At 60.8% G+C, this 12629-nt stretch carries 8 protein-coding genes and 4 tRNA genes; 3 read left to right on the top strand and 9 right to left on the bottom strand.

From position 1 onward, the window contains the following. Positions 1 to 24: 24 nt before the first annotated feature. Positions 25 to 1536 carry an RNA-binding domain-containing protein gene (locus ADJ70_RS05280; RefSeq protein WP_050344127.1) on the bottom strand — a complete coding sequence of 504 codons (1512 nt, stop codon included), beginning with the start codon at positions 1534 to 1536 and terminating at the stop codon, positions 25 to 27. An 846-nt stretch (positions 1537 to 2382) separates the two neighbouring features. Here ADJ70_RS05280 and ADJ70_RS05265 point away from each other — a divergent pair. Continuing rightward, positions 2383 to 2661: a hypothetical protein gene (locus tag ADJ70_RS05265; protein WP_050344123.1), complete on the top strand. Its 279-nt coding sequence runs from the start codon at positions 2383 to 2385 to the stop codon at positions 2659 to 2661. 748 nt (positions 2662 to 3409) lie between these two features. On the opposite strand, the gene ADJ70_RS05260 is transcribed toward ADJ70_RS05265, so the two are convergent. From ADJ70_RS05260 to ADJ70_RS05240, 5 genes are all read right to left on the bottom strand, one after another. Further along, positions 3410 to 3484, bottom strand: a tRNA-Val gene (locus tag ADJ70_RS05260). Between the two features lie 265 nt (positions 3485 to 3749). Then, on the bottom strand, positions 3750 to 5051 hold the full coding sequence (locus ADJ70_RS05255; protein ID WP_050344121.1) for a flippase-like domain-containing protein: 1302 nt from the start codon (positions 5049 to 5051) through the stop codon (positions 3750 to 3752). A gap of 322 nt (positions 5052 to 5373) precedes the next feature. After that, entirely contained in the window at positions 5374 to 6468 is a 1095-nt protein-coding gene (gene mnmA / locus ADJ70_RS05250; protein ID WP_050344119.1) for a tRNA 2-thiouridine(34) synthase MnmA, read from the bottom strand. Further along, a complete protein-coding gene (locus tag ADJ70_RS05245) occupies positions 6465 to 7712 on the bottom strand; it encodes a cysteine desulfurase family protein (RefSeq protein ID WP_253273241.1) in 1248 nt (415 codons plus the stop codon). Before ADJ70_RS05245 ends, mnmA begins: the two co-directional genes overlap by 4 nt. Positions 7713 to 7720: 8 nt before the next feature. After that, the gene (locus ADJ70_RS05240) at positions 7721 to 8647 is read right to left on the bottom strand and encodes a putative ABC transporter permease (RefSeq protein WP_050344797.1); all 927 of its coding nucleotides are present in this window, start codon (positions 8645 to 8647) and stop codon (positions 7721 to 7723) included. Between the two features lie 320 nt (positions 8648 to 8967). Between ADJ70_RS05240 and ADJ70_RS05235 the strand changes: the two genes are divergently transcribed. After that, a tRNA-Gly gene (locus ADJ70_RS05235) sits at positions 8968 to 9043 on the top strand. Between the two features lie 39 nt (positions 9044 to 9082). Further along, positions 9083 to 9157: transfer RNA gene (locus ADJ70_RS05230), tRNA-Cys, on the top strand. 139 nt (positions 9158 to 9296) lie between these two features. Here ADJ70_RS05230 and ADJ70_RS05225 read toward each other — a convergent pair. The 3 genes from ADJ70_RS05225 to ADJ70_RS05215 form a co-directional block, all read right to left on the bottom strand. Beyond that, on the bottom strand, positions 9297 to 10028 hold the full coding sequence (locus ADJ70_RS05225; RefSeq protein WP_050344115.1) for an anti-sigma factor antagonist: 732 nt from the start codon (positions 10026 to 10028) through the stop codon (positions 9297 to 9299). 29 nt (positions 10029 to 10057) lie between these two features. Further along, on the bottom strand, positions 10058 to 12307 hold the full coding sequence (locus ADJ70_RS05220) for a GAF domain-containing SpoIIE family protein phosphatase (RefSeq protein ID WP_050344113.1): 2250 nt from the start codon (positions 12305 to 12307) through the stop codon (positions 10058 to 10060). Between the two features lie 105 nt (positions 12308 to 12412). Beyond that, positions 12413 to 12503: transfer RNA gene (locus tag ADJ70_RS05215), tRNA-Leu, on the bottom strand. Positions 12504 to 12629 lie beyond the last annotated feature (126 nt).

The raw sequence follows: 12629 nt of genomic DNA, 5'->3' as shown, positions 1-12629 counted from the left end.
TGCCGTGTCTGTTGCGAGCATCGATCACAGCGCAGGCACGTAGCGGGCGTAGCGCTTATCGCCAAGCTTCTGGATGAGACCCTGCTGCGCCATCCCGCGCAAGATGGTGCGCGTATGGCTCCTGCTCAAGCCAAGAAACTCCGAGACATCAGCGGCTCTCACAGGCCCATGCCCTTGTAGGTAGGAAAGGACAAGGGCGCTTCTATCGACTTCCATCAACTTTCTATCGACTCTTGTCGCTTGTCTATCGACTGGCATGGTCTGGCCACCAGCTTCCATCGGTCGTCCATCGAATGAACCTGGCCTAACTCCCCTATTGTCTGCGCGTGACATCCCATCTCTGAGGTAGGAGGCGAACCCATCGGGACTCGGGCGCCAGAGGCTCACCCGAAATTTACCGTCGTTGTCTTGGAATTTGGGTGCCCGCATCCCACGCTCCTCAAACTCCCTACTCACGCGCGGAATGCCGCTGCCCCAGCCCTCGATGAGCCTCATGTAGAGAAACGCCTGGGCAAGCGCCTCGTTCCTTGGCCTAGACTCGCCGGACATTGCCCTATCCAGTGAGAAGCCACGCACGATGCCACCAGGAGAACTGACCTCGAGCCGGTCGGAGTGAAGCGCCACCTGTACGGAAGAGCGCTCGACGTAGGAGCGGTGGAGTACCGCATTGGTGATGACCTCCCGGACCGACCACGTGGGCAGCTCGTACACGTCACGTCGAACGACACCGCCCAGATCGGCACCCATATTCATCTTCTCAAGCACGTAGTGGTAGGAGCCCTCTATCTGGGTCATGATGTCGCCCGTGATGTCACGCCTATCGAGAAACACGGCGCGAGAGTCATCCTTGAAGATGGCGCACTGCAGAGGCCTCACCGCCTCGTCGTTGCCGGTCAGAATCAGGAACGCATTGGTGGGCAGTGTCTCCCCCTCATGGTTGACCAACACACCCCAAGAGAGGAGCTGACTTTTGGTAACTCTGCGGATGTTTGCCACTTCAGGCCCCATAGAACGCGATAGGGCGACTTCGTACATGCGATCACACAGCCGAGCGATATCGTCACCACTCACGCTGAAGCCCCTACGCACAAGCCTGTCAAATCCGCCTGGAGCGCACTCTTGGGTAAGCTCACGAATCCACTCGAGGTCGGCGTGCCTCGTGCTTGCCCCAACGCGAACGTACACGCCTTTCTCAAGTCCTTCGGACTTGAGAAAATAGGGACACTGTCTGCCGACGGGTACCCCAACGAGGATGAGGCTCTTGCCATGCACGGATCTCAGCGTGACCTCAGGAATTATCTGGGGCTCAACCGAGTCCATGATGGCGTTCGTGATGGCATCCATCTCCTGGAAGACCTGCCCGTCAGGAATACCTACAAGCTCGCGCGTCTTGTCATCCGCGCCAAACACGAGCGTGCCGCCGCGTGCGTTGGCGAAGGCGACGACGGTTTTCGCATAGCTCTTGGAACGAGGTGAGCGTTGGGCCTTGTACTCAACCGTCTGGGATTCGCCGGAAAGAAGTTTGTCAACGTCCATGGCATGCGGCCCTCCATACGACAACCGGACCTATCCATCTGCGAGCCGCCATCGACAAAATACCAAGCGCTGTCTCAGACAGGGAGCCACGCAGAGCTTGTCGATGCGCTCAAGCTCACCACATTGGGGAGCATTACTGACAGATCTGACTTTTAACCTACGCCACTTTGACAAGCCCGTCAAGCACCGTCGCCATCGTCATCTTGGCAGCGCTATCACGCGAGCCCGCCTCTGGGAGGCTCCCCCGCACTATGGTGACAGACCCCGTGAGTGTCCACAGCCAGAGTGCGTCTTTACGTGAGACGCCAAGGACAGAGTGCGCCTTTTGATCGCTCCGAGGGGCCTCGCCAGAAAGTGCAACCTGCGCCGCATGAGACGCTCGAGAAGATGCGCGAGATGCTTGAGCCTTGGAACCCCCCGGAGCATGAATTCGAGGACGGGCTCTTCGGGCAGTCGGTGTCGGAGTTCGACCGAAGGCCTACCACGCCGTATTAGGATAGGGTTAGCACAATCTTGCTGTTAAAAAGGCATGCGAATAGGTATACTCGTTTGTAAGACGCTGGACGGAGGTCTGATGGACGAGGTGGTAGTTGACCCCCACGCGCTCAAGCACGGCCTGAGTGAGGAGGAGGTCCGCCACGCTTGTGTACGCCGATAGCGTGTAGGCAGCGCGGCGGGGAATGTGACCCGCCAACCTGGTTCGCGATAGGTGTGCTTCCCGACGGACGCATGGCCGAGCTGGTGGCGCTCGAAGACAGCCAAGGGCGATGGCACGTGTTCCATGCGATGGTTCCGCCCACCAAGAAATTCAAGCGGGAACTCGGCATGGCGAGAGGGTGAGCGGAATTGGCGAGATTCAAGGCGGCGGACGGTTCCGTGGTCACGGATGAGATGATTGACGGCTGGTGCGAGGCGCTCGACCGCGATGAGTGGCCCGAGGGCTGGAAGAGCCGGAGCGAGATCGTCTACGGGAAGCCCCCGCTGAGCGTCGACGGAACGGTCACTCTCTCGATAAAGGTCCCGGTGGCCATGAAGCAGGCGATTGCGAGCGAGGCGAAGAGGCGCGGGACTTCGACCAGCAACTACGCCCGCGCACTGCTCGTCGAGGCCCTACTCGCCGAATAGAGGCGTCTGAGAATCTGAGAACGGCTGTGAGGGGCCGGAGGGATGTTGTTGGCCCTTTTCATCAGCCCCTTCCCCACCTTTTCGAGACTGCAAAACGGCCTAAGGTACCGCACTGGCGATATCACCCCACCGAGGTGCCGGGCGAGCTGGAGCACAGCAAGAGGCGTCGCGACGTCAGCACGGAGCAGACGTGGATACGTCGCTGGCGCGAGGGGCAGGCACGTTAATAGGAGGTTCAGAAGCCACGGGGCTGAGAGTTCTGCGCGGGGGATCTCGTAGCTCTCGTTCGCGGAACCTGGGATTGACGCGACAGGCAAGCCGAAGCCAAGGCCGGGAGAAGGGTCTATGTAGGCGGTGCGGTGTATTCCCATCAGCCCTTCCCTTACGGAAAAGTGCATTCTACGTGCGAGCGGTCACCCAGACTGCACCTTTCCGTCGCACCGCGACCGCAGAATGCGCTTTTCCGTAGAATGCGCTTTTCCTCACCTGGGCAAACGTCGAGCCACCTCACGTAAAAGCGCATTCTGCAACCGGTGCCTCACGTAAAAGCGCATTCTGTGCCCACTGCCTCACGGAAAAGCGCATTCTGTCTGCGCACCTCACCAAAAGACGCACTCTGCATGGAGAGCGCGAGCATCCCGAGCATTCCCACCTTAGGTGAGACTCTGGCATAACTGTGAGCGGCGGCGCAGCTTTGAGCGCGACCTACAAAACAGGCCAGAGGACACGCCCTCTGGCCTTGCATTCGTGGTGGGCGTTAGAAGATTTGAACTTCTGACCTCTTCCGTGTCAGGGAAGCGCTCTCCCCCTGAGCTAAACGCCCGAATATGTGCGCTTCGCTGCGCAACGGTAGCTACTATAAACGATGCAGGCGACAGGCGCAAGGGAAACTCTCCCCTACTCCACAAGAACGTCCCATGGGGCTGTCACCTGGCTTTCGAACAGACTTTACCCCGGTCAGTCCCCGCTTTGCACGAATCACGAGTAACGGCGGTCCTGTGAGACGAACGAGTCATTGGTGACAGTCCTCCTCACGGTAGAGGCTTGCCAAAAGAAGTGCGAGCGAGCGATGGAGACAATCTTTCGCGCTACCTGCGTCCCTTCTTGTGACCCATCGGGATACGTATCTCCCCAGCATGCGCTTGGCCGACATCCGCGCTGCCCCCACCACCTTTGCCGCTGCCCTTGGTGCCCCACCTGAGACGATCAAGACCCCTGTTCGCAAAACGCCGCAGGCGCCTCTTAGTCCTCTGCCAACGCACATGGAGCGTCCCGTTCCCATAGGAGCGCAACCCCAGAAGTGGCACGGCGGCAAGGATCGGCAGGAAGTACTCGAGCATACGCCATATAACATAGCCTGCGGCGATCTCAGAGCCAAACATGCCACCAAACAGAAAGGCGAAGCCGCCCTCCGCGCCACCCGTGCCCCCAGGCAGCGGGATCGCCGATGTCAGAAGCTCGAGCATCGACCCACAGGCCAGGCAGGTGAGGAGGTCAGCCTCCTTTCCAAAGGCGTTGAGCACGAAGAACGGTAGTGCATAGAGACAGCCGAGCTGTACGAGTGTGATGCACGTCGTCAGTAGCATGCCACCTAGATTGGTCGAGGCCGCCTTGAAACCCGTCGAGAATTCCAGAATTTGTGTGTTTACGACTTCATGCCAGTGATCGTAGCGCTTGACGAAACCGAGGCGCCTCAGTAAGGAGAGTCCCGTGTTTCCCACCGCTATGGCCAACTTGGGAAACAGGCAGACCGCCACGAGGCCTGCAACCTCAATTATCTTGAAGCCGAAGAGCAGGGCGCCTATCACAAACACGTTGCCATAGGTGCCCACAAAATAGTCATAGCGAAGCAGGAGCATGAGTGCCGCAAAGATTCCCTCGCCCGCCTCGTAAACGATGAAGCGGGTGTACTGCAGCGCTCCGGCCCCTCCCACAGAAAGCCCCGCTCGCGTCAGGCGAAAAACCTGTGCGGGCGTGCCGCCCGTCCCGTTGGGCGTGAGGTTAGAGAAGAATATCCCCGAGGCCTCGACGCTCATGAGGTCACGAATGCCTACCGGTGACTCCTTGTCCGTGACGACCGCAACGACATAGGCCGACACTCCAAGAACATAGTAGACCACGTAGACGAGCACGCCGGCTAGGACCCAACGCTTCTGCACGCCGCCCAAAGACAAGAGAAACTCACCCATCTGCCCAGAGAGCACGAGGTAGAGCGTATATGCGACAGCGACCGCAGCGAGGAAGACGACGCTGTTCCGTACGCTGGAGAGGCTTTCGCGTTCGGTCTTCGCCTGATTTTTGGAGACCGACGCGCTGGCGGCCACCTTGATCTTTGGTCCCTTCGGCCGCGTGGGCGAACTCTGCCTATTGTCCACGCTCTTTTTTGCCATACAGCGCTCGCCTCCCCCGCCTCCCCCATATGGTCCCACGACTCGATCTCGATGCCTCCAAGTCCCAAGAAGCAACGTCAGGTCCTACGCACCTCCTGATGGTACCCACTCCCTGCATCGCAACAGATGGACCCGCCGCCTCGCCACCTGTCTAAGACGCGGAATCTGCACTTTCGCAATACCCATACCGGGACTCGAAGACACATGCCGACGCCATCATCCGCATGTATCCCACCTGTGGACCCCTGGCGCGCCTCGCTCGCCTGGGGACGAAAAGCCGCTGGCCAGTACACACCCCACTCTCAAGCGGGGCCGATGGACGTCACATCGCTGGGGAGGCGACGAAGCCACCTCCCAAGCAACACTGTCCATCGTAGATGACGACGCTCTGGCCCGGAGCAACACGGCGCTGCGTCTGGGCAAAACGCACATACGCCCACGGGAGCTCGTGCGTGTCGTCTGCCGAGTGTGGTTGGACGTATGCCAAGGTAAGACGACCGGTGTGACGGCTTCGCACGAGATAGTTGCCTGCGGGAGGCGCCGTGCCAAGGATCCAGCGTGCATCATCGAGCTCAAGCTCATCACACATGAGGGCGGGACTGTCGTGATCGGCGCTCACGTAGACGACGTTTGCGCCCACATCCGTCGACACCACATAGCGGCGAGGCCCTCCTCCGAGGTCGAGCCCTCTGCGCTGGCCCACCGTGAAGAGGAAGGCGCCATCATGCTGTCCCAGCACCGCGCCTGTCTCCCACTCAACGATATCGCCGGGACGACGTTCCAGCACATCAAGCAAGAAGCTCCTGATACCCACCTCGCCCACAAAGCAGATGCCGTCCGAGTCGGGCTTTGCCTCTACGCCAAGGTTGCGCGCGGCGCACATGCGTCGCACTTCGGCCTTGCTCTCGATGTCACCCACCGGAAAGAGCGTGCGAGCAAGAACCTTGGCACCCACACGCCAGAGGAAGTAGGTCTGGTCCTTGTGCTCATCACAGGCGCGTAGAAGACGCGTTACGCCGTCTGCGTCCCTCTCGACTCGGGCATAGTGGCCCGTCGCGATGTAGTCCGCACCCTCCGCGAACGCGCGGTCGGCAAAGGTCCCGAACTTGATCGTCTGGTTGCACATAACGTCAGGGTTGGGCGTGTAGCCATGCGCGTAGGCAGAGACGAGGTAGTCGACCACGGTCCTCTTATACTCGAGCTCGCAGTCCCAGACGTCAAGGCCTATGCCCAAGCTCACGGCGACGCGCTCGGCATCCGCCAAGTCATCTGCCCAGCGACACTTAAATCCCGGCAAGTCGCGACTCCAGTTGCGCATGTAGACGGCATGCACGTCGTAACCCCACTCAACGAGGAGCGCCGCCGCAAGCGCCGAGTCAACCCCACCGCTCATGCCCAGAAAGACCCGGTGCCTCATGGCAGCCCTGCCTGACGTCCCTTTGAGGGGACATGCGCACGAAGCTGCGCCGACACCTCTACCATGTGCTTGTCCGAGAGGCACAGGCGCTCCATCTCCTCACGTACCACTGCCTCGATAGCCTCCGTCGCGTAGGCAACCTCCTCCGCAGTCGTCGGTCTGCCCAGCGTGACGCGCAGGCTTCCCGCAGCGACCTCGTCGGGCATGCCAATCGCGCGTAGCACGTGGCTCACACGCATCTTGCTCGCCGCGCAAGCCGACCCCGTCCCCACGCTCACGCCACGACGTTCGAGCAGGATCACGAGCCTCCTCGCGTCAAGCAGAGGAAAGCTCAGGTGCAAGAGTCCTGGCAGACGCCACCTGCCCGTTCGAGGACCAGACACCCATGCCCACGGGAAGGCGGCGCAGAGCCTGCCCTGCATGCGGTCACGTAGGTCGCAGAGGCGACGTGACTCTTGGCCCCTCATCTTCTCGGCAAGCTCAAGAGCACACGCGAAGGCGACTGCCCCGGCGACGTTCTCGGTCCCCGAGCGCAGGCCTCCCTCTTGGCCGCCACCCAAAACGAGCGGCCTCAGCTCGACCCCGTCCGCCGCCCAAAGCAGTCCCACCTGCTTGGGTCCGTAGACCTTAGCGGCCGAGAGGGTCAGGAGGTCCGCGCCCAGCGAGCTCACGTTCACGGAGAGATAACCGGCGGCCTGTGAGGCATCCACGTGCAGCCAGAGTGGACGCCTCTCGCTCACCTCGAGACGGCGCCTGCGCTCCCTTGCCACAACGCGAGCAATCTCCCGCACGGGCTGCACCGTGCCAATCTCGCCGTTCGCGAGCCCTATCGAGACAAGTCCCACCTCAGGCGTAAGGGCCACAGCCACAGCAGTGGGGTCGACACGACCGCAGGCGTCGACTCCGACCACAACATGCGGGCGCACCCCCGCGCAGGCGAGCACGCTCTCGTGCTCGATGGCATCGACCACAACGGCGCCGTCAGTTACCGCAAAGGCTAGGTTGTTTGCCTCGGTCGCGCCCGCAGTTAGCGTGATGCCGTCCGCACGGGCACCGATTACACGCGCCAACCTTACATGGGCTTCCTCAAGCGCGTGCTTGGCCTCGCGGGCACGAGCATAGGGTGCCGACGGGTTCCAAAATCTCTCTGACAGATAGGGCCTCATCGCGTCCACGACACGTGGGTCCATGGGCGTCGCGGCCCCATAGTCCAGGTAGGCCTCCATGGCGCTTGGCTCATCCATGGCACAGCCTAGTGATGGCTCATGTCGCCGTTGACGCCAGGTAGGCCCTGGTCGGGAAGCTGCTCGCCCACGACCATGTTCTGGAAACGCGTGGCCATCCACTCATTGGTGTAGTGCTCGTCTATCAGCACCTCGAAGGCGTTCGCGGGTCCTTTGCCCAGCGTGCGCTTCGCACGCATGTAGAAAGCCGAAACCGTCATGAAGATGTCAAGACCCAGATAGACAGCAATGAGCAACGCAAAGGTGACCTGCCTTCTCGTCGTGGGCTCACCAATGCGATAGAGCAGCTCGGGCATCACCACCCTAACCCAGAGCAACCCCAGGATGCCCCAGATCACCAATGTGCGCCACGCTACCCACTGCGTAATGTGGTCGAAAAGACCCAGGTACGTCCACGATTGCGCGCGAAAGAGCGTGAACATGGCCCACCCCGCGAGCTGCTCCAGACAACCGCCGACGCAGGCCATGCACACGAACACCCGCGAGCTGCTCACGTGGCGACGTCGCAGGAGAAAGCCCACACTGGTAAGGACAAGCGCACCCAAGCCATAGAGAGGCGAGAAAGGACCCCAGACGAGGCCCACGCGACTTTGCATGATGCCCGCGCTCACGAACATCCAAGCCTCCTCAAGCAAGAGGCCGGCCACGGAGCCGATTGTGAAGATGAACACGCCTTGGTACCAGCCATAGTGCATGATAGTAAGGTACTTTTCGCGAGCTGCGGCATGGGCGCGGCGCACCTCTTGGCGCTGCCCGCGCGTTAGACGGACTCCCCTGAGATGGGAGTCTATAGTCGCTTGTGTGAGCTGCTTATGGTCGATGGCACGCTCAAGGTCCTTACCTCGACCGAGCCACAGCCAGAAGGCCCGTGTCAGAAAGAGGACGGCTCGAACAAGGAGGAACAGAAGGAAGAGCGTGAGGATACTGGTAAGCATGGGACTCCATACTGCGCACGAGACGAGCTGGCAAGGCGAGAAGAGCATACCCCATGCCGGCCCAGAGTGGGGAACCTCGCATGACAGGCCGTGTCGGCCCGCTTGCATCTGCGCGACTGGGGCACAGGGTTTGAGGAGGGCTGAAGGAAGACGGGAGCTGGGCGCGACAGGGGTAGCGGCTGGACGCAACAGGAAATTGTCGCCAGACATCCTGGTGACCCATCGTCGGCAGATCGTCCACCAGTGCTCCACGACAGCCAAGCTTTTTCAAAATCATGCTTGCATCGAGCGACGGGGTCACGTATAGTATCTGTTCGTTCGCGGGCTTGGCGCAGTTGGTAGCGCGCCACCTTGCCAAGGTGGAGGTCGCGGGTTCGAACCCCGTAGCCCGCTCCATTTGAAAGAAGGGCCGAACGAGTTCGGCCTGTTTCATAGGGCGAGATGGCCAAGTGGCTAAGGCAGAGGCCTGCAAAGCCTTTATCCTCGGTTCGAATCCGGGTCTCGCCTCCAGAGAAAGCAAGGGGCGGTCGCAGGGCGGTCGCCCCTCTTTGCTTCCTAGTGGTTTCTTTCGGTGAATGACACCCGCTCGCATGATGCCTGCGATGCCCCCTGGACTTCACGTCCCTGCCCATCTCGCCTTCTCATGGCCTCATTCCAGCAGCTTGACCATACGCACCCGAGTCCCTTGGCCTGTTGGCTTGCGCCCGATGGTCACAGAGTCGACCAAAAGGCGCATGAGCTTGATGCCACGGCCGCGCTCGGCAGCCTCGTCCACCTGCGGCGTGTCTTCGTTAGGTCCCAGCTCGAACCCACAGCCGCAGTCGGTGACGTCCACCACCACGCGATCCCGGTAGCACGCAAGCACCACCAGTGCGCACTCGCCTTCCGTATGGTCGATGGCGTTGCCGATGGCTTCCCCCACGGCTAGGATCAGGTCAAAAAGTTGGTCGGGCGTCATCCTCACAACGCGCAATCGCCGCTCCATGCACGCCCGAGCACTCGCAAGATCACAGGGGTTCACGCGCACGATGCAACGCCAAAGCGGCACGGCAGAGGGGTCGAGTTCCTGTACCTGCCGCGTACACCTCGCGGCTGAGACAGGAGCGAAGTCCACGAGCCGCGAGAGCCTCATCACTCTCAGCACTCGCTCGTTGGCATCGGTGATCGAGAGCAGTCCGCCGACGCTCCTCATACGACGCACCTCGCACAAGACAAGCCCCATGCCAGCAGAGTCGATCACAGCTACCTGAGACATATTGAGTATGATGCGGCGGCAGCCGTCGTCGATAAGCTTCTCGACGAACCGCTTCACGCGCGGGACGCTCGTGACGTCAAGGTCGCCATCCAGGCGGACCACAGCGATGTTAGGGCAAATTTCCATGCCTCATATGTTCCCCAAAGAATGGCTCGCTAGTCGTTGGATACGTTGGGCCCTTCGCCCTCGTCCCTATCGTCAAGCTCATCAAAGCGCAAGAGAACCATCGCGACATCATCCTCCAGTCTCCGCTCGGTGAAGTTGTCAAGCACGTTGAGCATGCGATCGAGAAAACCCTCGAAGCCTCGAGGAACCTGCATCATGATGGCGTCGCGAAGCCCCTCGTCACCAAAGAAGTCCCCTGTGGGCGAGCGGGCCTCAGTGGTGCCGTCGGTATACAGAAGCAGCATGTCGCCCTCAGAGAGTCTCACGTATCCATTCCTATACCTCATCTCATGAAAGGCTCCCACGACGCCGGACTGAACGTCCAAGCTCTCTACCTCCCCGGAAGCACGAATCAAAAGCGAGGGGGGATGGCCTGCTGAGCAGTATGTGAGTGTGCTCGATTGCCTGTCGACAATTCCCACGAAGAGCGTGGCAAAGGTCTCCAGACGAGAGAAGCCGAGTAAGAAGTCATTGAGCAGGCGTACCATGCGTGCCGGCTCAAGGCCCTGCCATGAGTAGGCACCAAGAGCCGTGCGCACCGCAGCCGAGACTGAGGCGGCCTCGACGCCCTTGCCCGAGACGTCGCCCATGATGACGCACGCCCTCTTGTGAGGAAGTCGTATAAGGTCGTAAAAGTCACCACCAATGACCGCTGCGGCCGTTGCGGACGAGTAGATGCCTTGTGTGGAGATGCCCTCGACACTCTGAAGCTCGTTTCTCATACCGGTCTGCAGTGCCTGCGCGATGCGCTTGTCCTGGTTGCGAGCCTCATCTCCCAAGACGAGCTCGCGTATGTCATGGGCGACAGCTCGCAGGAAGGAGAGCTCGATCTCATCGAGAGGCTCCGCACCCGCCTCACGCAGCACAAGGTAGGTACATCTCTCTCCCCAGAGGCATCCCAGGTCGAGGACGGCACCCACGGACGGCGCGCCTAATCCCTCGAGCCACTCGGCAAGCTCATCCTCGTCGGGTATGGCGCGTACCCCCGACTCGGTGATGTCGTCTCGCCCACAAGCCTGCATGGGCACCGAAAGGCCAAGGCTCACGGTCAAGGGTTCCTCCCCTCCCGGCAACTCAACTGTGGGGATAATGGATCCCGGGATCGGGGCATGTATGGCATAGATGCTCGCTCCCAGCTCCTCACAGGCGCTCGCGAGACATGACGCAACCTGTGTCCTGTTTGCGCCCCCAGTCTTCATGAGTGACTCCCTCAGTTCGGAGGCCACATTGTCCAGATGGCTCGCCTTACGCTGACGTAGGGTCGAGAAGACGCCCACGAGCTGCACGGAGAGGTACTGCGCAACGGCATCCAGAAGCTCCGCATCCTCGCGACGCGTTGGGTGAACCTGATCCCAACCCACCTCGATGAGCGCTATGACGTGCCCGCCAAACCAGACGGGTACGGCAATGAAGCTCACGAAGGGTGGCAGGGTCGACGCCCTCACACGATGGATCTCGTGCGTCGCCTCGTCGAGCACCTCTCGCCTCGTCAGCCTTCCCTGCCTGAGAGCGTCACGCGTTGGGGCGAGCACCCGCAGCCTCAGGGCGTGGCCCGCACTGGTAGTGAGCCTCTCTATCATGCGCCCAGAAGCCACGAAACGGGGTATCTTGACATTGGCGAGCGAGACGCTTTTGCCCTTCAGGTGATAGCCATCCCCCTCCGCGACAAAGAAGACCGTTCCTGAGGCCTCCATCGTCTCTGTGATCTCCTCGATGACCCTCTCGAAGAGCAGCGAGACGTCCTTGGTGCCCAGCGTATCGAGCACGATGTTGAGCGTCCCGGAAAGACGGCGGTTCACGCGGGAGAGCTCGCCCACGAGCCTGTCTCGCTCCCTTTGGGCAAACTGGCTGGCATCGAGCTCGTGAGCAACGAGGATGCAGGTCTCTTTCGCAACACCCACTCGCTCGGAACGTATGGAGAGCTCGACGGAGGTTCCGTTGGCGCGCGTGCAGGTGAGCGTCGAGGGACTGCCGTCCGTAGCAAAGGGAAGGGCAGAGAACGCGAAGGGGGAGTCTGGCAACGTGACGACCCTCGGTGAGAAGAGCGCGCGTACATCCAGCCCGGCAAGGCTTCCACTACGCGTGAAGAGCCTGTTCGCAACATCGTTTGCCACAAGGATGCGCCCGGATCCGTCAAAGACAAGCATGGCGTCACTCGTTAGGGAGAGGAGGCTGTCAAGTGCGGCATTGACGTCTCTCTTGCCTATGCCGTCGATCCTGCGAACGATCCCCTGCGCCATCAGCCCTCCTTCTACCGGTCGGCACGCTATGGCCAGACGCTGACGCGAGACGGCCGTCTTGACGAAAAAGAGAACCTCCCGAAGGAGGCCCTCTGCTCTTTCCTATGGTGTCGGAGGCGGGACTTGAACCCGCATGACCGTTATGTTGGTCACTAGCACCTCAAGCTAGCGCGTCTGCCAATTCCGCCACTCCGACATGGGCTGCGTGCGCTGCAGCAGAACCTATAGTATCAAACAAATCGGATGCTGCAAGTACTTTTTTGAGAATCTCGCACTTATCAGAACTTCGCCTTGGGACCCCGGTCACGTGCCAGGCCACAGT

It is taken from the genome of Olsenella sp. oral taxon 807, assembly GCF_001189515.2.
Taxonomy (GTDB): Bacteria; Actinomycetota; Coriobacteriia; order Coriobacteriales; family Atopobiaceae; genus Olsenella_F.
Note: the sequence above shows the minus strand (reverse complement) of the source record. Positions and strands in the feature narration are given on the sequence as shown.

Bases quoted from the DNA above. Each gene is read 5' to 3' on its own strand.
- ADJ70_RS05225 (WP_050344115.1), bottom strand. From the start codon at position 10,028: ATGGAAATTTGCCCTAACATCGCTGTGGTCCGCCTGGATGGCGACCTT.
- ADJ70_RS05240 (WP_050344797.1), bottom strand. From the start codon at position 8,647: ATGCTTACCAGTATCCTCACGCTCTTCCTTCTGTTCCTCCTTGTTCGA.
- ADJ70_RS05280 (WP_050344127.1), bottom strand. From the start codon at position 1,536: ATGGACGTTGACAAACTTCTTTCCGGCGAATCCCAGACGGTTGAGTAC.
- ADJ70_RS05245 (WP_253273241.1), bottom strand. From the start codon at position 7,712: ATGGATGAGCCAAGCGCCATGGAGGCCTACCTGGACTATGGGGCCGCG.
- mnmA (WP_050344119.1), bottom strand. From the start codon at position 6,468: ATGAGGCACCGGGTCTTTCTGGGCATGAGCGGTGGGGTTGACTCGGCG.
- ADJ70_RS05220 (WP_050344113.1), bottom strand. From the start codon at position 12,307: ATGGCGCAGGGGATCGTTCGCAGGATCGACGGCATAGGCAAGAGAGAC.
- ADJ70_RS05255 (WP_050344121.1), bottom strand. From the start codon at position 5,051: ATGGCAAAAAAGAGCGTGGACAATAGGCAGAGTTCGCCCACGCGGCCG.